This is a genomic window from Bacillus sp. GW821-FHT01G09, from assembly GCF_059422205.1.
The window spans coordinates 439,686-459,858 of the sequence record NZ_JBWKWL010000002.1 but is presented as its reverse complement, the minus strand read 5'-3'; the positions used below and the strand labels follow the sequence as shown (position 1 = coordinate 459,858).

Below are 20,173 nucleotides of genomic sequence, written 5' to 3'. Positions count from 1 at the left end.
ACTCCTTCTCTTCACACTAAAGAAAAAAAGGGGTTTATCGATATGCATACAATGTGGAAGGGATCGATCAGCTTTGGATTAGTAAACATCCCCATCAAGCTATATGCGGCCACAGAAGATAAAGATATTAAACTGCGCAGCCTCCATAAAGAGGATCACGCACCAATCAAATACGAGAAAGTTTGCACAAATTGCGAAAAAACTCTTAGTCCTGATGAAATTGTGAAGGGATATGAATATGTAAAAGGCAAATATGTAGTGCTGACGGACGAAGATTTAAAAAGCTTAAAACAGGAGCATGAGGAGAAAGCAGTTGAGATTGTTGACTTTGTTCAGCTTCAGGAAATTGATCCGATTTATTTTAACCGCTCCTACTTTGTCGGCCCCGGGGATAATGGGACGAAGGCCTATACCCTGCTGCGTGAGGCGCTGCGCTCAACCGGAAAGATCGGTATCGCCAATTTGACAATCAGGTCAAAGCAGCAGCTGGCGATTCTCCGCGTTTATGAAAATTGTATCGTCATGGAGTCTATCCATTATCCGGATGAGGTCAGAAGCGCCGCTCATGTCCCAGGTGTACCTGATCAATCGAATGTAAACGATAAGGAACTGCAAACTGCTATCACATTAATAGATGAACTGACTGCTGAGTTTGAGCCTGAGAAATATGAAGACACGTACCGACAGGCGCTGCTGCAAAGAGTCAACGACAAGCTAGAAAATAAAGAAACGGCTGTCACTCCTGATAAAGCGCCACCTCGTGAAGATGTCATTGACCTGGTAAGCGCTCTGCAAGCCAGCATCGACAGAACCAGAAGGCCGAACCGGGAGACACCGGCTGCCGCACCTGCACAAGCCGCTGAACCGAAAGGAGCCGGAGATAAAAAACAAAAAACAACTAGAAAAAAAGCCTCCGGCACGTCATAGCCCATGGCGTTTACCATGCAGCCGGTCTTAACTTCGTCACCGCCAATCGGAGCAGAATGGCGTTACGAAGTAAAATATGATGGGTACCGCTGTATTCTCCGCATCCATTCTTCAGGTGTGACCTTAACCAGCAGAAATGGTGTGGAGCTCAGCAGCACCTTCCCTGAAATCACACAATTCGCCAAAACTGCCTTTCAGCACATGGAAAAAGAGCTTCCGCTGACACTTGATGGTGAAATCGTATGTTTGGTGAATCCTTGTCGTGCAGATTTTGAACACCTTCAAGTGCGGGGGCGTTTGAAAAGGCCAGACAAGATTCAGGAATCGGCAAACGCGCGGCCGTGCTGCTTTCTCGCCTTTGATTTGTTAGAGCGAAGCGGAAAAGATGTAACGCTTCTTTCGTATTTGGACCGCAAAAAATCGCTGCATGATCTCATATCCGCAGCAAAGCTTCCTGCATCTCCAAATCCTTACGCAAAAGAAACCATTCAATCCATTCCCTGTTATGATCATTTTGATCAACTCTGGGAGATGGTAATAAAATATGACGGAGAAGGAATTGTAGCGAAGAAAACAAACAGCAAATGGCTTGAAAAGAAGCGGTCGTCCGATTGGCTCAAATATAAAAACTTTAAACAAGCTTATGTTTGCATAACAGGATTCAACCCTAATAACGGGTTTCTGACGGTATCGGTATTAAAAAACGGAATAATGACACCGATTGCCTCTGTCTCGCACGGAATGCGCGATGAGGAAAAAAGCGCTATACGCAAGATTATGGAACAGCATGGACATCAAACACCCTCAGGCGAGTTTACGCTTGAACCTTCGATTTGTGCAGCTGTTCAATACTTAACAATTCTCCAAGGTACATTAAGAGAGGTATCGTTTATCGGTTTCGAATTCCAAATGGACTGGACCGAATGCACATATGCGCAAGTCATACGACACTCCAAACCCGTTCACCCAAAGCTCCAGTTCACAAGCCTGGATAAAATCATATTTGAAAAGAATAAAAAAACAAAAGAAGATTTTATTCAGTATATGATTGAAGTCAGTGACTACCTGCTCCCATTTCTGAAAAACCGTGCTGTCACCGTCATCCGCTATCCGCATGGATCTAGGAGCGAATCATTTTTCCAAAAAAACAAGCCGGACTATGCGCCGGATTTTGTTCAATCTTTCTATGATGGGAGCCATGAACATATTGTCTGTGAGGATATGTCTACATTGCTATGGCTTTGCAACCAGCTTGCTTTGGAGTTTCACGTTCCTTTTCAAACCATTAAAAGCAGGCGTCCGGCTGAGATTGTCATTGATTTAGACCCTCCTTCGCGAGATGACTTTCTTATGGCCGTGCAGGCCGCAAATGAACTGAAGCGGCTGTTGGATTCCTTTGGCATCACATCGTACCCGAAGCTGTCCGGCAACAAAGGCATCCAGCTTTATATTCCCTTGTCTCCCGAGGCATTTACGTATGAAGAAACACGCCAATTTACACAGCTGATCGCAGAGTACTGCACCAATGCATTTCCCGAGCTCTTTACCACTGAACGCTTGATTAAAAACAGACACGGCAAATTGTATCTTGATTATTTGCAGCACGCAGAAGGAAAAACGATTATCTGTCCCTATTCGACGAGAGGAAATGAGCTTGGGACTGTCGCAGCCCCGCTCTACTGGCATGAGGTGCAATCATCTTTAACACCCGCTCTGTTTACAATTGATACGGTCATCGATCGAATTAAGAAGCAGGGCTGCCCATTTTTTGATTTTTACCGCAACCCGCAAGACGAACCGCTTAGCGCCATATTGCATCAGTTGAAGAAAAAGAGCTGACTAATGAAGTCAGCTCTTTCCGTGTTTAACTGTACTTTTTTTCTAACCGCTCTTTTTCCTGGCGCTGAAGCGGGCTCAGCTGCTCATTATACAAATCAATATCAATCGCGTATTTTGGCCGTCTTTTCACTTCAGAAAAAATCGTTCCAATATACTCTCCGATGATTCCAATTCCCATCAATTGCAGCCCGCCCAAAAACCAAATGGATATGATGAGAGACGCCCAGCCTGCATTCGTATGGCCGAGCAGCTTTTGAATAAACGCGCCAATCCCTGCCACAGCGCTGAGGAAAAACAAAACAAACCCTAAAAGCGTAAAGAATCGAATTGGTGCGACACTGAATGAAGTAATCCCGTTAAAAGCGAAGGATAGCATCTTTTTCAGCGGATATTTCGTTTTGCCAGCAAAGCGTTCCTTGCGGTCATACAAAACTTCGGCCGATTTAAAGCCGATCATAGGGACAATACCTCTTAAAAACAGATTCGCTTCCGGATAACGCTCAAGCTCTTCGAGGGACCTTTTATTCATTAAACGAAAATCAGCATGATTATAAATTAATTTAATCCCAAGCTTATTCATGAGACGATAAAACCCTAACGCGGTCGTGCGCTTGAAAAAGGTATCGGTTTTTCTGCTCCGGCGTACACCGTAAACGATCTCGCAGCCCTCATGATATTTCAGCATAAAATCCCGGATCACAGAGATATCGTCCTGAAGATCAGCGTCGATCGAAATGACGCAGTCTGACTTATTCTTCGCTTTATGCAGTCCGGCTAAAAGCGCTTTTTGGTGGCCGACATTGCAGGCTAATTTTAAGCCGGTAATCTTCTTGTTTCTAATGCTCTCCATAGCAATCAAAGCCCAAGTGCGGTCTTTGCTGCCATCATCGACAAACAGAATTTTACTGTCTTCAGCAATTAATTTTTCTTCAATTAAATCATCTACAACCTCTGTCAGCTGACGGCTTGTTTCTTGAAACACTTCCTCTTCATTGAAACACGGAACGACGATGGTTAATACTGGCTGTGACTGTTTCAATCGATATCCTCCTTATCTTGTTTCATATAAATAAATGCGCCAGGCGGAATCTTTATGGTCAAACGTCTTAACGAGCGCGAGATGGTTTTGTTCAGCATTCATGATCGGAACTGAAGAAAAAATGTACCGTCCGCCCATTTTTTTAAATACATCTATATTTAATTGAAGGTTGTTGATCGTTTTCTTCGAGTTCTTTTTGAAATCATATCGTTTACCGAGTTCATCGACAAAAAGGTAGCAGCGGCTGCCCCATTCATCAAAGTATTGTTTCAGCCGAGAATTTTTTTCCAGCTCTTTTTCGATGATTTTCCTAAATTCATATTTATATGAAAGCGGATACAGATTGTTATACGTATCTAACGTATAAAACCCGTTATATTGGGCGATAGACGGATGCAGTCCGATGCTCGCCACCCTGTACGAATCCTGCGGACGTCCGATATATTCCTTAATCTCTTTGAATTGCTCCGATGCATAAAACTCCTTGAATGTCGGCGCGTTGTAATGAACGCCATACGTATATTCTTCATTAAAAGGCGCCAACACCATCAGCTGTGCAGCGACTGCGGCGTACACAAGCCATTTCCATCCTTTCCCCATCCGCCAAATGAGATATAAAGCAAGTGCAAAGCTCACGTATATAACAAGCGGCCGAAGAAAATGAAAACGGGCAAAATTAAATTCTGCTAAAAAGGCAAATTTCTGCTTTGGAACAGCCCAAATTTTGTTGAACCAAAACGCATACCATAATGACAACCCGTAATTAAGCACACATAAAAACAGATAAACATTTTCTGGCTTTGTCCGATTTCGTTTGAACAGCAGAGCAGCAAATACGACCATCAGGATCGGAAGGATGACAACGGTATGAACGGTCATCACATGATTATGGCCATAGACAAAGTTTTTTACGGATAGCCGAAGAGAATGCCAAACGTCATGCCTGGATGAGATAAATTCGATACGATGCATCGGTGCGTGCTCAAACAGCATCGAATAGACAAGCCGATATTCAACGAAAAGATAAATACTCGTCATAAATGCAATACTGCCTAAGAACATCAAATTCCATCTTCTTTTTGTAATGGCATCATACAGCCAAAAACACGCCATCCCTGTCAGGAAAAAGAAGAAGCCTAGAACAAAGCTTGAGTATAGAGGGAGCAAGCCCAGCGTCAGCCACTCTCTCCATGAGATATCCCCTTTTCGGATATTTAAAAAAGCCCACAGTGCCAAAGGGTACCCAAGCGTACTCAGCATTCCCGAAGGCCAGAACGGTGTTAAGGCAAATGCAAGCGATACGCCAATTCGGATGAAAGCCGCTTTTGGTTCCGGGATTATATGTTTCTTCAGCAGCACATACATTCCAAAAAAAGCGACAACTCTTGTAACCGTCTGGCTTATTGCATAGGCGGTCATGGAAGAAAAGAAAGCATGGAGCCAAACAATTCCGCTCCACTCGGTGCCAAAGGCATCCCGGGGCAGCCCGTTAATGATTTGCGGAATGGCAGCGTCAACCTTGCCGACGATTTCTCCGCTATCGGCCAGAACCTTGTACCAAGCGATGTTGGAATCTAAATTATCGTGGACCCGGATATGGGCATCTTCCTTTAAAATAAAAAGCGGGGATACATACAATAAAAGAAGAAATAATGCGATCCAGAGATAATATGTTTCTTTTTTTTGTTGTCTCATCAATCGTAACATTGCTTACACATCCATTTGTTATTCTGACTCCGTCGGCATGTTCTGCCTCATGTGTCAAAATTTATTATCCCTTTTCCCTTCCAAATCATTCATCATATGACAATCCGTTTTTCAGCCTGTCTCTACCCATTAATTCCCGCTATCCATAGGGCTTGATCACTTACTATACTGATAGAAGGGAGGGGATATATTTTGTTTACAATCTTACTTTCATTGGCCATACTCGTATTTGTGCCATTTCTATATAAAGCGAACCGCAATACAAAAGATGTGAAAGTCAACACCATTTCAATCGACCAAAAAGACGGCCTTCCAGCCAGAAAAAAATTAAATATCCTTCATTTATCTGATCTTCACTTGGAAAACATTTCAGTCTCACCTGAGGAGCTGTATCATTTAACAAAAGATCAGCCTGTGGACATCATTGCTCTTACCGGGGATTTTCTTGATCGGAAACGTAATATTCCGAAGCTGGCAGGTTACTTGAACGCCTTGCAAAAGCTAAAGCCTGCATATGGAATGTACGCGGTGTTCGGTAACCACGATTATGTATTGAAAGAAGAGGACTTTCGGAGATTGAAGCGAGTTTTAGAGGAAAACGGCTGTATTACGCTGCAAAATGAACATGTTCGAATCGAGACGGCTGCAGGGCCAGTCAATATTATCGGCATTGATGATTACAGTACGAATCGGAGTAATATCACCGGCTCTTATCAAAGTCTGGAAAATGGCTATCATCTTGTCTTAACACATGACCCAAATATTATTCTGGATATGAAAGATGTTCATTATGATTACCTGCTGTCAGGGCATTTTCACGGCGGGCAAATTCACTGGCCAAAACCGTATCATTTGGTGAAAATGGGAAAGCTCGTGCGAATGAACATGATTAAAGGCCTTCATTATCATCACGATAAACCATTTTATATCAGCGAGGGCTTGGGACAAACCGGCGTAAATATCCGTGTCGGAAGCCGCCCTGAAGTGACATTTCATCAGATTTAATCAAAAAAGACTGTGCTGACCGAGGCATCAGTCTTTTTTTTGATAGGTTTTCTGCAGCTTTTCTTTTGAGATAAACAAATAGGATGAATTCGGTAAATGCCGCAAGCTCACAGGCTTTGAAGTCAAATATAAAATCGGCACATGGGACACTTTTTTAAAGCACCTGTAAAAAGGGTTCACCGGGGTGATCACATCAAAGCCGAGCCTTTCCACACCTTTGTCAAGCATTGTAATCCCAATGATTCCTTTGATTTTCTCGCTTTTTTTATGATTGTTGATATAGTCAAGAAGAAGCGGCATCGATTGATATACTTTCTGATAAATAATGATTCCTTTTCTGACCGCGCTCTCAATGCTTTGCAGTTCTCTTATCAGCTTAATATTGTGCAGATGAATTTTAACGAGCACATCATTTTTTCTAATATGCGTTCCATCGCTCAGTACGACATGATGTCCTTTATACTTCGTCAGCCTGACTCGAAAAACGCTTTTTTGATCGTTGTCAATCAAGCTTAGCCTTGAAAAAAAGAAATAAATCGGGTCAACCACTCTCCATATGGAAAGGAAACAGGTTTTCATCTTTTCACCTTCCTTATGATCAAAAACACCCTTATATTTTGTGAACGTTCTCCTCAAAATATAGTTGCCATATTTTTTAAGGAGGACTGTCATGAAAAACATTCTCATTTTTCCTTTTTTAAGCATTTCCACCGGCCATCATCATGTGGCTGATGCATTGCAGGCTGAATTAGAGTCTCAAGGGCTGGCAGCTGAAAAGATTGATATCTTTTCACATGCGTATAGACGGTTAGAAAAATTGTCCTCCGTGGCTTATTTAAAATGGATTCAATATTTCCCGAAAACGTACAGCGGCATTTACAGGCTCCTCGCCTGCGGAGAATTTCAGCATGATAAACGCTATTTCATGTACGAATGGCTGTTCACACAGCAAATGAGGCACATTCTCCGAGAAAAACAGCCTGATATCGCCTTCTGCACACATGCGCTGCCTTCTTATCTGCTGAACCGATTAAAGCCTGAATATCCGAATCTGACGGTTGTGAATGTATACACTGATTTTTTCGTAAATCAATTATGGGGACGGAAGAACATTGATTACCATTTTGTTCCGAGCACGGAAGTAAAGAAGCAGCTAATATCAGAGGGGATCGATCAGAACAACATATACTTGACCGGTATTCCAGTTCACCGAAATTTTGAAATGGAATCAGCAGATACCTTGCAGCACCACCCGCCATATACCATCATCATCACAGGGGGCAGTATGGGGGTCGGCGGGATTTTAAAATGGGTGCAGGAACTGTCGCCAGGCGGAAAGATCTTATACAAAATATTATGCGGCAGAAACGAAAAGCTCTACTCCTATGTCAAAAGTTTACACCACCCCTTGATTGAGGCGATTCCTTACCTTCACAGCAAAGCAGAGATGAACCATTTGTACGAACAGTCGACAGGCATCATGACTAAACCCGGAGGCGTGACCATCAGTGAATGCTTACAGAAACGGCTTCCGGTATTTATTTATCATGCACTGCCGGGACAGGAGGAAATGAATTTAAACCTTCTACATGAAAGGAAACTCGTCACAGATATGAGAAACTGGGACATGAAGAAAGCAGAAGAGTATATCGCGGCATTTTTTCAATCGAACGAACAGATGAAGGAGTATAAAAAACACGTCAATAGATACCTTGGCGAAATGTCTGATAGGAAGATTGAAGATGTTTTAAAAAGAATCTTATGAAACAAAAAAACACTCTCCTGAAACAGAGAGTGTAGAATAGTTAACGAAACAGCAAATGCTGGCTGTGTATGCCTGCTTTCTTGAGCAGGACGATCAGCTGGTCCTGTTCATCAGGCGAAAGGCCTGAAAACGCTCTCGCAATACGCAGTGCATGAATCGGATAAATTTTATCCAAATACTCATTTCCCTTGTCAGTTAAATGTGCGTAAACAGAGCGTTTATCTTTCGGGTCCTGCTCCCTTACTAAAAACCCGTTTCTTTCTAGTTTGTCAATAACATATGTGACGTTTCCGCTTACAAGCAGAAGTCTCGACCCAATTTGCTGTAATTTTTGCGGGCCTCTTGTGTACAGGAGTTCCAGTACAGCAAATTCAGTGGGATTAAAACCGTGCTCTTTGCTATCACGGATACTATGTTCGGACACACTTTTGAAAGCCCTTGCAAAAACTCTGTACAAATTCATCGCACGCTCAACTTCTTCTTCGTTAAACGATAATCTCATCATATCTACCTCGTATATAGGATTTTTATAAAAAAATAATGAAAACCCTTACATATAATAAGAGTTCAGTCCCTTACTATACGTATTCGCTATAATTCGAGAAATTCCTTCTAAAAGCAAAAAAATCCTTATACATTATCTTGTATAAGGATAATTTTTATGATTTGTAATGCTTCGAAAGAAATAAGCATATTCTTTCCGAAGCTCAGAAATCGTCATTTTGTTCATGACCTCTTTATTATAAACCCCTATCTGATAGAGTTTTTCAGAATAATGGCGTCGTTCTTTTTCTAAAGCGGATTTCAATAAATTACTCATAGCGTCCTCCTTCATTTTGAGGTATCCTATACAAAAGATACTCTTTTTAAATGAACGTGGTATGAATCTAATGTAAAGAATTTATGTTTACGAAGATTTTCGGTATTGTCCGTTTTGAACCGATCTTAATAATTGAAAAGCCTGTTCTCCGGCAAGCTGCATAAACGTCTCCAGCATTTCATCACGCTTGATATCCAACTCTATAATTTCTTTCGCCAGTGAGACCGCTTTTTCTTCCTCCATGATTATCCTTCCTCCTCGTTTGATTCGTTACATAAAGGATAAAACGCGCTTGGGTGTTACGCATTATTCTTGTTAATTTTTCTTCCGTATTTTTTCAAAAATCTTCTATTTGATGTTAGAAAATATGACAAGCGTCAGGTTTTTTCTCTTTGTTTTTTATATACTATTATCAAAAGACATCCAGGGGTGGAAAAATGACCACAGAAGATCATTCTTATAAAGACAAAAAAGTGATTTCAATCGGAATTGTGAGTGAATTGACAGGATTGTCCGTAAGACAGATCAGGTATTATGAGGAACGAAAGCTCATTTACCCGCAGCGTTCTTCAAGGGGGACAAGAAAATACTCCTTTGCTGATGTAGAGCGGCTGATGGATATCGCCAATAAACGTGAAGACGGCGTACAGACGGCAGAGATTTTAAAGGATATGCGCAAAAAAGAACAGATGTTAAAAAACGATCCGCAAGTGCGGAAAAAAATGCTGGAGGGGCAGCTTAATGCTCACTTTCGGTACAAAAACCGTTAAATAATAAAAGTCCGGCTCGCAGTTGAGACGGACTTTTTACGTTTATAATGAGTGAATGAATGCAGTGGCAATGCCAAAGTAGATTAATAAAGATAAAATATCGTTTAACGTTGTAATCAGCGGTCCAGAAGCAATTGCCGGGTCTACTTTCAGTTTGTGTAAAATAATAGGGATAATCGTTCCTGACATCGTGCCGATGATTAAGGTTAAGAACAGTGAAGAGGCGACAACAAATCCCAAAAGCGCATTCCCCTGCCATATGATGGAGACAATCGCAATCAGCACAGAACAAACCGCTCCGATAAAAATGCTTGTTCTGAACTCCCGGAAGATTAGACGCACAATCGTTTTTTTGTTCATTTCTTCTTTAGACAAACCTCTGATGACAACCGCGAGAGATTGTGTTCCCGTATTTCCTGTCATCCCTGACACCATCGGCATGAAAAACGCAAGCGCGACAACCTGCTTCAGCGCATCTTCAAAATAGCTGATAATGCTTCCTGAAATCAGTCCGATAAACAAGAGTAAAATCAGCCATGGCAGGCGCCGGTATGCCGCCACGTAAGCTTTTGTGTCAAAGGTGATGTCTTTACCGGAAGCGGCAAATTTTTCGTAATCCTCATCAGCTTCCCGAATAACGACGTCGATAATATCATCGACCGTCACAATGCCGACAAGCACGTTGTTTTCTTCTACAACCGGTATTGCCAAAAAATCGTAACGTTCAATCAGGCGGGCAACTTCTTCCTGGTCCTGAAGAGCATCTGCTGATATGACGCGGGTAAACATTAAATCCTGCACCTTTTCTTCAGGTTCACCCAGAATCAAATCGCGGTAGGAAAGAACCCCAACCAGCTGTTTGCTTTCATTAATAACATATAAGTAGTTGATCGATTCAGCTATTTCAGCGAAGCTTTTCAGTTTGACGACCGCGTCTTTTACCGTGTAATGCTGAGGAATCCACACATACCGGTTTGTCATCATGCGTCCCGCTGAATCAGCCGGGTAATTCATCAAGAGCTGTACAGCTTTTGATTCTGACGCTTCCATGCTGGACAAAAGCTGTTCCTTCAGTTCTTCGTCCATTTCTTCAAGCAATTGAGCGAGGTCATCGTTGTCCATTTTGTTCATCGCCAGTGTTGCTTTTGTTTTTCCGACTTTATTTAAGACGACAAGCTGAAATTCGCGTTCCAGCTCCCCGATCATATCAGTGATATCGTCTACAGTTAAATAAGATAAATAGCGGGCGCGGTGTTTTTCCGGCATTTCTTTAAAAATAAATGCCATGTCATAGGGCTGAAGCTCATCAATAACACTTCTGAAATCCCTGATTTTCCCGTCTCGCAGTAAAATAATGATGCGTAAAATGAGTTCGTCATAGGTCATGTTTTGAACCATCGGGACTCGTACCTCCTCTACGGAGACGTGCCGGCCTCGCCAGAAGGTGCGGCAGTTCGTCTCCTCATCGTGTAATCAATTGTCTTGCTGTCATAGTATATGGGTACTTCTTCAGATTGACTCGAATGGGGAGAATCCATACTCCGCACCTCCTTTGATTGGTTTCGTTTTAAAGGCATAAAAAAAGCCTTCGGGATTGAAGGTGAAAGAAGCACGGCAAAAAAAGCGTGCGGGCGCCTTCAATCGTAGAGCTTTAGCACTGTATGGCATAGGACAAGCATCCAGCTGCATTAAAAATCACCTTATGTCGATGATTTCTGTTGACCCATTGGCGTCTTTGGACATTTTTGGGCAGCAGCGTATCTCCATACAGGAGCCTCACCTAACGAAGTTCCTAATTGAATTGACACACTGAGATTACAGAAAAAAACAAGCTGTGTCAACTCAAAAAAGTAATAAATGCGCTTACATCACAATTACGGAACAAAACAAGGGCCAAAGCCCTTATTCTGTTGTTTGTGTCTCGTCATCTTCAGAAAGCAAATGATACGTTTCATGAAGAAATAAGGCGTACTCTCCTTCCTTCGTCGGATGAGGGACATATTCAGCCTGATTGATGTATTGCTCCTCTTTCTTTTCCATGCGTTTCGCCTCCTTTTCTACTTAGATTGTCCAAAAGAAGGTTTCTTATCATGAAAAACCCCCGCTGCAGCGGGGGTTTTGATTAGTCATCTATCTCCTGTTTGATAATGCGTCCATCTTTTGCGGAAATTTCAAAATCTGTCTCAGTTCCTTGCTTCGTTTGGATTTCCATTTCATAGATGTAAGCACCGTCATCTTCGTCAAGCTTACTTTCTGTTACGGTTCCACCTGTTTGCTTTAAAGCAATTTCTTCAGCTTCTTCTTTGGTTATGGCGACTTGTTCTGCTTTCTCCTTTAACGGGTCATTAAGCGCTTGTTTTGTATGAATATCTACATAAACGTCGTAGTCTTCACCTTCTTTTTCAATCTCCACTTCATAGACTTCTTTGCCGTTGTAAAGGTCTCTGTCAATGTCTTCTACTGTGCCATCAACAACTGTTTTAGCAATTGCTTCTGCTTCTTGTTCAGTGAGTGCATCCGTCTTAGAAGAAGCCTGTCTGTTTTCATTGTTTTCTTTGGCAAACGCGTTGTAGCTGAATCCTCCGGCCGCTAGGCACCCTGCTAAAAGACCGACCATCCATTTTTTCTTGAGCATTTGTGAGTCCTCCTTTGTTTTGTATGAGTACAGTTTACACACTCAACATGAAAGGAAAACGAGAGCAAGATGAGAATTTGATGAGAAACCGTCAGTCTTCATACACAATGTTAGCTACCTTTCCTGTGTAGGCATTGATTTTCACTGTCGCTTCCTTATTATCAGGAAGATCAACGTCCACTTCAAAGATGAGAGTGCCCTCACTATCTTCGAGATCTGCGTCATCCGCTGTTCCTCCCGTTTCTCGCTCAGCAATTGTTTTGGCTTCTTTTTTCGTAATCGGCGTTTTTTGTTGATCTTTGCTGCTGATTTGATCGGCAGACAAGACTGTTTTTGCCTGCATGTCTACCTTCACTTCGTATGTTTTCCCATCTTCTTTTTGTATGGTATAAGTGGCAACTCGACTTTGTCGTGTTTGTTTTTTGACCGTTCCCGGCACCCGCTCAAGCGCGAGATGCTCGGCTTCTTTTTCTGTCATGGCAGATGGATTCACTGCTTTTACTCTATTCATTGAAAGAATGTCAGCCGATATTGCGTCTGCTTTTACAAAGTAAGTTCCCTTTTGATTTTCAAGCGTTATATCATATGTTTTTTTATCCTTTGATTGTGTTGCTTTCGTGACCTTGCCTTCATAAGAGGCTTCGACTTTTTTTACGACAGTCTCCTTTGACAATACGTTCTCATGGGTTTGCCGAATGATGAGAAACGTACAGATGATGACAACTAAAATGGCTGCTGCAGCAAAAGATACTGTTTTTATTGTTTTAGTCATCGGCCTCCCCCATTCTGTTCGCTGAATTGCATGGTGACAGCTGTTCCTTGTCCCGGCTTGCTTTTGACAGACAGCTCAATGCCATGCTCATCGGCGATTTGCTTGGCAATGGAAAGGCCTAAACCCGTTCCGCCTGTTTTTCTGTTTCGTGCTTCATCTGCCCGGTAGAACCGTTCGAACAAATGCGGGATATGCTCCTCAGGTATTCCGATGCCTTCATCCCTCACTGATAAAAATGGCCGTCCATTCCTCGTTCCAGCTGACATCTCAATAGGCTTTTCACTATACTTTATTGCATTATCAAGCAAAATGGTCAACAGCTGCTTGATGCGTTCTTCATCAGCTTTTACAAGCAGGCTCTCTTTATCAGTTTCAAGCAATATGTCACGCTGATAAACGGACTGGAGCGTTTGCATAACCGCGCGCGCCGCTTCAATCAGATCGATTGTTTTCAGATCAAGCTCAAGCTCTTGATGACTTTTGGCCAGCGCCAAAAGCTGATTGGTCAGTTTTTTCATATGCACCGCTTCTGAGTGAATGGCTTCTATCGACTCCTCAAGCACCTCCGGCTTTTTTGCCCCCCACCGCTTCATCAGGCTGCTGTAGCTTTCTATAATGGTGAGCGGCGTTTTCAATTCGTGTGAAGCATCTTGAACAAATTGCTGCTGTTTATCATAGTGCTCCTTCAGCATCATTGCCATTTCATTAAATGTCAGCCCCATTTGATACAATTCATCGTTGGACTGTCCTTCTAAAGAAATCGTTTTAAATTCTTTGTCTCGCTGTATGTCTTTCATTGTGATCATTAATCGTCTGATCGGATTGATGATTCGGCGGGCTAGCAAGCTGCCTGCAAAAAAAGAAGCAATGCAGACAGCAGCACTTGCAGCGATTAAGATGATTTTCAACAGAAACAGACTCTCTTCTGTGTTCTCAAGCCTTTCAACCAGCTGAAGAGAAACCACTTGTCCATCGGTCCAAATCACCGGAACAGCAGCCTCGGCAAACAGCTTGCCGTCATGTTTCCTCACATCTGCCGTTTCTCCGCTATGAAAAGAGAGAGGAAAATCTTTATAGGCTTTTTCTTTTGTGATCGTCATAACGGCTTTTTGATCACCATTCACTACACGCACCATGCCCTTTGCCGGAAGATAGGCCTGCAGCATATCCTGCAAAGCCACTCCTTCTGTTTCAGCGGCACGCAGCGCTTCGGCAATGTTATCCGTCTCATCAGCAAGCCGGGATGCATCCTTTGATGTCAGCGCAGACGAAAAAATGAGATAGACTGCGGTATGCACCAAAATTAATAAAATCAACAGTGATATTGATGTGTATAGATGAATCTTGGTCTTCAGCTTCATCGTTTACCCCTTAATGGCATAGCCGACCCCGCGTATCGTATGGATCAGCTGTTTTTCGTAAGGATAGTCCAGTTTTTTTCTGATGTATCTTATGTAGACGTCCACGACATTTGTATCACCGATATAATCAAATCCCCATACCGAGCTTAGAATTTGCTCCCGTGTCAGCACTTGCTGCGGATGCTTTAGCATATAGACGAGTAGATCAAATTCCCGCGGCGTTAATTCCACCTCTTTGTCTCCGCGTCTCACTTCACGGGTTTTTTCGTTCACCCGCAAATCGTCATATGTAAGAAAGGTGCCGATATCTTCCGTTTTTGTTCCATTTTGCCGCAGCGCCGCCCTGATTCTCGCAAGCAATTCCTCGATTTCAAACGGCTTGGTGACATAGTCATTTGCACCGATGTCCAGACCTGTTACCTTATCAGGAATACTGTCTCGCGCCGTTAATAATATGACCGGTGTCTGCGGATCCGTTTTTCTCAAGCGGCGCAGCACTTCCAGTCCGCTAAGCCCCGGAAGCATGACATCAAGAAGCACCAAGGAATACCCGCCTTTCGCTGCCGCATCCAGACCTTCTGTGCCATTGTGTTTGATGGTGACGCTGTATCCTTCATATTCCAATTCAAGCTGAAGAACCCTGGCGATTTTTTCTTCATCTTCCACAATTAATATGTTTCCTTTTTCCAAATTTGATCATCCTCTCCCGTCCCTATATGAAAAAAATGATTTCGTTGTTTACAAAATGATTCTTATCATCTATTATGATGTCAAAATAAAAAATTGTATACGGAAAGCACTAGGGGTGCTGTTTTGGCTGAGATAAAGCGCGGAAGAAACGCGCTTTGATCCCTTATGACCCGATCTGGATAATACCAGCGTGGGGAAGTGCAGGTTGACCGAATGGTGTATTTTTTTGTGCGCTTAATCGATCTATGACTGCATATTCCCTTAGGATATGCAGTTTTTTATTTTACCAAAAAAACAGGAGGTCGGAGAAATGGAGCATATTTGCGGTACAAGCAGAATCGCCGGTTTTCGCTTCTCTTTATATCCGATGACGGATGATTTTATCAGTGTGATCAAGTCTGCGCTGAAAAAAACAGATACATCCAATGTATGGACGAAAACCGACCATATCAGCACGGTGTTACGCGGATCGATTGATCATGTATTCGATGCTGCAAAAGCCATTTACCTTCATGCAGCAAACAGCGAAAAACACATCGTCATGAACGGCACGTTTTCCATTGGATGCCCGGGTGACACACAGGGGGATACATATCTTTCCAAAGGTGATAAGCGTGTCAATGAAGATGCTGTCCGAGGCTTGAAGGCGGAAGCGCCGTGCCAATTTGCCCTTTATCCAATGAACGAGCCGGATTATATGGGATTGATTAGGAAGGCTGTCGACATTGCAAAAGCCCAAGGCACTTTCGTACAGGGTGTCCATTACGCGAGCGAGCTTGACGGGGATGCGCATGACGTATTCAGCACATTGGAAGCCGTTTTCCGCATGGCTGAGCAGCAAACAAACCACATCACCATGACTGTGAATCTTTCGGCTAACAGTCCATCAAGAAAAAACAGAAAGCAGGGATAACATGAAAAGCTGGAAAGTAAAAGAAATTGTCATCATGTCCGTTATCAGTATCGTATTTGCCGTTGTTTATTTATTATTTACACATTTCGGAAACGTGCTTGCAGGTATGTTTGGGCCAATCGCCTATGAACCGATTTACGGCATTTGGTTTATCGTTTCTGTGATCGCCGCGTACATGATTCGAAAACCGGGTGCGGCGCTCGTTTCTGAAATCATTGCCGCTCTCGTTGAGTGCCTGCTGGGAAATCCGTCTGGCCCGATGGTCATCGTCATTGGCATTGTTCAAGGGCTCGGGGCTGAGGCTGTATTTCTTGCAACACGCTGGAAAGCATACTCTCTCCCTGTCCTTATGCTGGCCGGTATGGGGTCTTCAGTAGCCAGCTTTATCTATGATCTCTTTGTTTCTGGCTATGCAGCCTATTCACCAGGTTATCTGCTCATTATGCTTGTGATCCGTCTCATTTCCGGCGCGCTTTTGGCGGGGCTTCTCGGAAAAGCTGTCAGCGACTCTCTCGCTTATACAGGTGTGTTAAACGGAATGGCACTCGGAAAGGAACTGAAAAAGAAACGGAAGCGGGCGTCAGAACATGCAAGCCTTTGATGAGCTTCTGACGGTTGAGCAGCTCAGCTTCTCTTATGAAGAAGACGAGAAACCGGTTTTTCAAGACATTTCGTTTGAGATTCAAAAAGGAGAATGCGTTTTATTATTAGGACCGAGCGGATGCGGTAAAAGCTCGCTCGCCCTTTGTTTAAACGGTCTATATCCGGAGGCTTGCGACGGCATTCAGTCCGGACATGTCTTTCTATTTCAAAAGCCGGTCACAGATGCTGAAACCTCCGAAACGATTGCTCAGCATGCCGGGGTCGTTTTTCAGGATCCTGATCAGCAGTTCTGCATGCTGACGGTAGAGGATGAAATTGCGTTCGGGCTGGAAAATCTGCAAATTCCAAAAGAAGCAATGACAGAGAAAATCAACGCCGTATTAGAAAAATTACGCATTACCCATTTAAAAGAAAAAACGATCTCAACCCTTTCAGGAGGACAAAAGCAGAAAGTGGCTCTCGCCTGTATTTTGGCGATGGAGCCTGAGCTTATTATTTTAGATGAGCCGACCTCTCTTTTAGACCCTTTCTCAGCGCGGGAGTTCGTTCATCTGATGAAGGATCTTCAGCGGGAAAAAGGTTTCAGCCTCCTCGTCATTGAGCACCAGCTTGATGAATGGGCGCCTTGGATTGAGAGAACGATCGTACTCGACAAATCAGGCAAAAAGGCGCTGGATGGCCTGACGAAAAATCTATTTCAACACGAAGTGGAGACACTAAAGAAATTGGGCATCGCCATTCCAAAGGTCTGTCATCTGCAGGAAAAGCTGAGTATGCCGTTTACTTTATCAAAAGAGATGCTGTTCAAAGAGCCTATTCCTGCCGGGCATGTCAAAAAGAAGAAAGCCCCTTCTGGGGAGAGTGTGCTTGAAGTCAGCAGCCTTTCGTTCGCGAGAGGACAGCAGGCGATTTTCAAAGACATCAGCTTTTCGTTGCGCGGAGGCTCTTTAACGGCGCTTGTCGGTCCGAACGGCACTGGAAAATCGACGCTCTTATCAGTTCTGGCCCGTCTCATGAAACCGCAAAGCGGCAAAATCCTTCTTTATGACCAGCCGCTGCAGAAATATAAAGAAAAAGAATTGCGTAAACGGATGGGATTTGTTTTTCAAAACCCTGAGCATCAATTCGTCACCGATACGGTGTATGACGAGCTTCTGTTCGGCCAGAAAGCAAATGCTGAAACTGAGAAAAAAGCGCAACACCTGCTGCAGCGTTTTGGTCTTGCGCATTTGGCTGATCATCATCCGTTTGCGATCAGCCAAGGGCAAAAACGGCGACTGAGCGTAGCTACTATGCTCATGCATGACGTAAAGGTTTTATTATTAGACGAACCAACCTTTGGCCAGGATGCCCGCACGGCGGCTGAATGCATGGAAATGATTCAGCGTATCAAGGCAGAGGGAACCGCTGTCCTTATGATTACACACGATATGGAGCTAGTCTCTTCGTATGCTGACAGCGTGCTTGTGCTTCACGATCCGGGCCTGGCCTTTGACGGATCTCCAGCGCAGTTGTTTTCTCAAGAAACAGGGCTTGTCCAAAAAGCAAAGCTCACCCTTCCCCTTCTATATGAATGGATGGCATATCAAGAGGAGGTGCGTGATGAAGCAGCCGTTACATCTCATTAATCCGACTGTGAAAGCGGCGGCGGTTTTTTGTTGTGTCGTCATGCTGTCGTTTATTTACAACCCTTACACTCCGGCATGTTTTTATATCATCATCGTTGCGGGCGTTCTACTGGCGGCCGGAATCCCATTGAAAAAATGGTTGTTGTTTACGATTCCGTTTTTGATTTTAGCATTCGGGTGCGTGTGGACAGCCGCAGTTTTTGGAAAGGTGCCGACAACACCGAATAATTTTTTGTTTCAAGCAGGCCCTATCTCAATTAACAGCGATAATGTGTCTGTCGGCATCTCCCTTGGGTTTCGTATTTTATGCTTTTCCGCCTTATCGATGATGTTTGTTTTTACAACCGATCCGATTTTATTTATGCTGAGCCTTGTCCAGCAGTGCAGGCTCTCACCAAAGCTCGCGTACGGTGTCATTGCAGGCTTTCGCTTTCTTCCGCTGTTAAAGGATGAGATCCAGCTGATTCAGCAGGCTCATAAAATCAGAGGAGGAGCGGCGGAGAGCGGCATCATTAAGAAAATCAGTGCGTTAAAACGATATACCATACCGCTATTGGCAAGCGCCATCAGAAAAGCGGAACGGACAGCACTTGCGATGGAATCGAAAGGTTTTACAGGAAGCAGAAACCGGACATATTATAGGAAATTGAGCGTGAACCGGCGCGACTGGGTGTTCTTTTGCCTCGTCCTCTTATTATTCGCGGGATCCTTTCTCGTATCTTTATGTTTCGCATCATAAAAAATCCGCTATCACAGATAGCGGATTTTTTTATTGATGATAGTTTAATGCTTGGGCAAGGTTGGTTTTAATGGTAATATTCGAAAAGTCAATCCCCAGCTGTACAGCAGTTTGCGCAATTTCAGGCCTGATTCCTGACAGGGTTGACCGGACACCGATCAGATTAAGCGCCTCAATCAATTTAAAGATCTGGTGCGCCACCATCGTATCCACAACAACAACACCTGACAGATCGATTAACAGATGCTCCACACGTCTTTTCGCACAAGCTTGAAGCGTGTTTTCCAGAATAAACTTCGCCCGTTCGGTATCAATGTCACCGACAAGCGGCAGCAGAGCTGTTGATTTGCTCAGGGTAATGACAGGTGAGCTTAGTTCCAATATCATTTCTCTTTGGGCGTTTAATTGCTGCTTGGCATTCATTTCAGCGTGATCAACGAATGTATAAATGGTGAAATCAAATACTTTTACAATCAAATCTGCCCATTTTTGCTTCTCTCCCGGTTCAAACGCTGACTCATTTTCTTCTGCGAACTTCTCAAAATACTTCGTATATAATCTTCTGTTTCTCATAAACTCCCGAATGACATACTGAACCGGTGTGTCGAGATGTTTTTGATCGTTGGTCAGCTCAATGACCCACTCTTGAAACTCTTCGAGAAATTGTTTTTCCGGTAAAACATACATGTAATTCAGATGCCGGTAAAATTCTCTGTCCTGCTCTTTCAATTCTTCCGTTACTGTTGCATTATGTAGGGCGTAAAGCGAATTCGGATCACTTTCCTCCATCGTTTCAATCCATTCCTCGGCCATTTGTTCCACATGCTCTGAAAAAAATGCATATAATTTTTCATTCAGTTTCATGACACTGCTCCTTTCCCCAACACTATTATAACTTGACTTACAGTTGAATCCCAGTCATACACGCCGAAGCCATCCAATATTTTGAAGATTACTAAT

22 protein-coding genes, 1 pseudogene and 2 riboswitches are annotated in these 20,173 nt (G+C 43.3%); of the genes and pseudogenes, 9 read left to right on the top strand and 14 right to left on the bottom strand.

Annotated elements, in window-relative coordinates:
* Nucleotides 1–42: 42 nt before the first annotated feature.
* Nucleotides 43–927: a non-homologous end joining protein Ku gene (gene ku, locus AC07VD_RS07850; protein ID WP_440615922.1), complete on the top strand. Its 885-nt coding sequence runs from the start codon at nucleotides 43–45 to the stop codon at nucleotides 925–927.
* Between the two features lie 3 nt (nucleotides 928–930).
* On the top strand, nucleotides 931–2,766 hold the full coding sequence (locus AC07VD_RS07845; RefSeq protein ID WP_160832124.1) for a DNA ligase D: 1,836 nt from the start codon (nucleotides 931–933) through the stop codon (nucleotides 2,764–2,766).
* Nucleotides 2,767–2,791: 25 nt separating this feature from the next.
* On the opposite strand, the gene AC07VD_RS07840 is transcribed toward AC07VD_RS07845, so the two are convergent.
* Both AC07VD_RS07840 and AC07VD_RS07835 read right to left on the bottom strand, forming a co-directional pair.
* A complete protein-coding gene (locus AC07VD_RS07840; protein WP_087960816.1) occupies nucleotides 2,792–3,805 on the bottom strand; it encodes a glycosyltransferase family 2 protein in 1,014 nt (337 codons plus the stop codon).
* Nucleotides 3,806–3,817: 12 nt separating this feature from the next.
* Nucleotides 3,818–5,512 carry a DUF6044 family protein gene (locus AC07VD_RS07835; protein WP_160832125.1) on the bottom strand — a complete coding sequence of 565 codons (1,695 nt, stop codon included), beginning with the start codon at nucleotides 5,510–5,512 and terminating at the stop codon, nucleotides 3,818–3,820.
* Nucleotides 5,513–5,704: 192 nt separating this feature from the next.
* On the opposite strand from AC07VD_RS07835, the gene AC07VD_RS07830 reads away from it, so the two are divergent.
* Nucleotides 5,705–6,517: a metallophosphoesterase gene (locus AC07VD_RS07830; RefSeq protein ID WP_015715771.1), complete on the top strand. Its 813-nt coding sequence runs from the start codon at nucleotides 5,705–5,707 to the stop codon at nucleotides 6,515–6,517.
* Nucleotides 6,518–6,544: 27 nt separating this feature from the next.
* Here AC07VD_RS07830 and AC07VD_RS07825 read toward each other — a convergent pair whose 3' ends face one another.
* Nucleotides 6,545–7,096, bottom strand: coding sequence for a YkoP family protein (locus AC07VD_RS07825; protein WP_003245777.1), 552 nt, complete (start codon nucleotides 7,094–7,096; stop codon nucleotides 6,545–6,547).
* Nucleotides 7,097–7,187: 91 nt separating this feature from the next.
* Between AC07VD_RS07825 and AC07VD_RS07820 the strand changes: the two are divergent.
* A pseudogene (locus AC07VD_RS07820) lies at nucleotides 7,188–8,317 on the top strand (MGDG synthase family glycosyltransferase).
* A gap of 5 nt (nucleotides 8,318–8,322) precedes the next feature.
* On the opposite strand, the gene AC07VD_RS07815 reads toward AC07VD_RS07820, so the two are convergent.
* The 3 genes from AC07VD_RS07815 to ykzB form a co-directional block, all read right to left on the bottom strand.
* A complete protein-coding gene (locus AC07VD_RS07815) occupies nucleotides 8,323–8,787 on the bottom strand; it encodes a MarR family winged helix-turn-helix transcriptional regulator (protein ID WP_003232536.1) in 465 nt (154 codons plus the stop codon).
* Between the two features lie 132 nt (nucleotides 8,788–8,919).
* Nucleotides 8,920–9,102, bottom strand: coding sequence for a stress response protein YkoL (ykoL, locus tag AC07VD_RS07810; protein ID WP_003245766.1), 183 nt, complete (start codon nucleotides 9,100–9,102; stop codon nucleotides 8,920–8,922).
* An 87-nt stretch (nucleotides 9,103–9,189) separates the two neighbouring features.
* Nucleotides 9,190–9,345 (bottom strand): protein YkzB, encoded by a 156-nt coding sequence (gene ykzB / locus AC07VD_RS07805; protein ID WP_003232538.1) that lies wholly within the window; start codon nucleotides 9,343–9,345, stop codon nucleotides 9,190–9,192.
* Nucleotides 9,346–9,539: 194 nt separating this feature from the next.
* Between ykzB and AC07VD_RS07800 the strand changes: the two genes are divergently transcribed.
* A complete protein-coding gene (locus AC07VD_RS07800; RefSeq protein WP_003232541.1) occupies nucleotides 9,540–9,872 on the top strand; it encodes a MerR family transcriptional regulator in 333 nt (110 codons plus the stop codon).
* A gap of 42 nt (nucleotides 9,873–9,914) precedes the next feature.
* Here the strand turns inward: AC07VD_RS07800 and mgtE are convergent, their stop codons facing one another.
* The 7 genes from mgtE to ykoG all read right to left on the bottom strand — a co-directional run bounded on the left by mgtE (nucleotide 9,915) and on the right by ykoG (nucleotide 15,330).
* A complete protein-coding gene (mgtE, locus tag AC07VD_RS07795; RefSeq protein ID WP_003232543.1) occupies nucleotides 9,915–11,270 on the bottom strand; it encodes a magnesium transporter in 1,356 nt (451 codons plus the stop codon).
* A gap of 17 nt (nucleotides 11,271–11,287) precedes the next feature.
* Complete coding sequence (locus AC07VD_RS07790; RefSeq protein ID WP_009967087.1) at nucleotides 11,288–11,410, bottom strand: hypothetical protein; 123 nt, start codon at nucleotides 11,408–11,410, stop codon at nucleotides 11,288–11,290.
* 91 nt (nucleotides 11,411–11,501) lie between these two features.
* A riboswitch (M-box (ykoK) riboswitch) is annotated at nucleotides 11,502–11,667 on the bottom strand.
* 107 nt (nucleotides 11,668–11,774) lie between these two features.
* Complete coding sequence (locus tag AC07VD_RS07785) at nucleotides 11,775–11,912, bottom strand: transcriptional regulator SplA domain-containing protein (RefSeq protein WP_003218541.1); 138 nt, start codon at nucleotides 11,910–11,912, stop codon at nucleotides 11,775–11,777.
* An 82-nt stretch (nucleotides 11,913–11,994) separates the two neighbouring features.
* Nucleotides 11,995–12,507: a PepSY domain-containing protein gene (locus tag AC07VD_RS07780; protein ID WP_160831816.1), complete on the bottom strand. Its 513-nt coding sequence runs from the start codon at nucleotides 12,505–12,507 to the stop codon at nucleotides 11,995–11,997.
* Between the two features lie 91 nt (nucleotides 12,508–12,598).
* Nucleotides 12,599–13,279: a PepSY domain-containing protein gene (locus tag AC07VD_RS07775; RefSeq protein WP_160831817.1), complete on the bottom strand. Its 681-nt coding sequence runs from the start codon at nucleotides 13,277–13,279 to the stop codon at nucleotides 12,599–12,601.
* The gene (gene ykoH / locus AC07VD_RS07770; protein ID WP_160831818.1) at nucleotides 13,276–14,640 is read right to left on the bottom strand and encodes a two-component system sensor histidine kinase YkoH; all 1,365 of its coding nucleotides are present in this window, start codon (nucleotides 14,638–14,640) and stop codon (nucleotides 13,276–13,278) included. The genes AC07VD_RS07775 and ykoH overlap by 4 nt, the downstream gene beginning before the upstream one ends.
* 3 nt (nucleotides 14,641–14,643) lie before the next feature.
* Nucleotides 14,644–15,330 (bottom strand): two-component system response regulator YkoG, encoded by a 687-nt coding sequence (ykoG, locus tag AC07VD_RS07765; protein WP_101169469.1) that lies wholly within the window; start codon nucleotides 15,328–15,330, stop codon nucleotides 14,644–14,646.
* 101 nt (nucleotides 15,331–15,431) lie between these two features.
* A riboswitch (TPP riboswitch) is annotated at nucleotides 15,432–15,544 on the top strand.
* 96 nt (nucleotides 15,545–15,640) lie between these two features.
* Between ykoG and thiU the strand changes: the two genes are divergently transcribed.
* Genes thiU through thiX form a run of 4 tightly spaced genes read left to right on the top strand, consistent with a single transcriptional unit; the run spans nucleotide 15,641 to nucleotide 19,213 of the window.
* Nucleotides 15,641–16,243, top strand: coding sequence for an HMP/thiamine ABC transporter substrate-binding protein ThiU (gene thiU, locus AC07VD_RS07760; RefSeq protein ID WP_160831819.1), 603 nt, complete (start codon nucleotides 15,641–15,643; stop codon nucleotides 16,241–16,243).
* A 1-nt stretch (nucleotide 16,244) separates the two neighbouring features.
* Nucleotides 16,245–16,844, top strand: coding sequence for an ECF transporter S component (locus tag AC07VD_RS07755; protein ID WP_003232554.1), 600 nt, complete (start codon nucleotides 16,245–16,247; stop codon nucleotides 16,842–16,844).
* Entirely contained in the window at nucleotides 16,831–18,474 is a 1,644-nt protein-coding gene (locus AC07VD_RS07750) for an ABC transporter ATP-binding protein (protein WP_160831820.1), read from the top strand. The genes AC07VD_RS07755 and AC07VD_RS07750 overlap by 14 nt, the downstream gene beginning before the upstream one ends.
* Nucleotides 18,449–19,213 (top strand): HMP/thiamine ABC transporter permease ThiX, encoded by a 765-nt coding sequence (thiX, locus tag AC07VD_RS07745; protein ID WP_128471761.1) that lies wholly within the window; start codon nucleotides 18,449–18,451, stop codon nucleotides 19,211–19,213. Before AC07VD_RS07750 ends, thiX begins: the two co-directional genes overlap by 26 nt.
* Before the next feature lie 30 nt (nucleotides 19,214–19,243).
* Here thiX and rsbRB read toward each other — a convergent pair whose 3' ends face one another.
* Nucleotides 19,244–20,077 (bottom strand): RsbT co-antagonist RsbRB, encoded by an 834-nt coding sequence (gene rsbRB, locus AC07VD_RS07740; RefSeq protein ID WP_003232560.1) that lies wholly within the window; start codon nucleotides 20,075–20,077, stop codon nucleotides 19,244–19,246.
* Nucleotides 20,078–20,173: the final 96 nt, after the last annotated feature.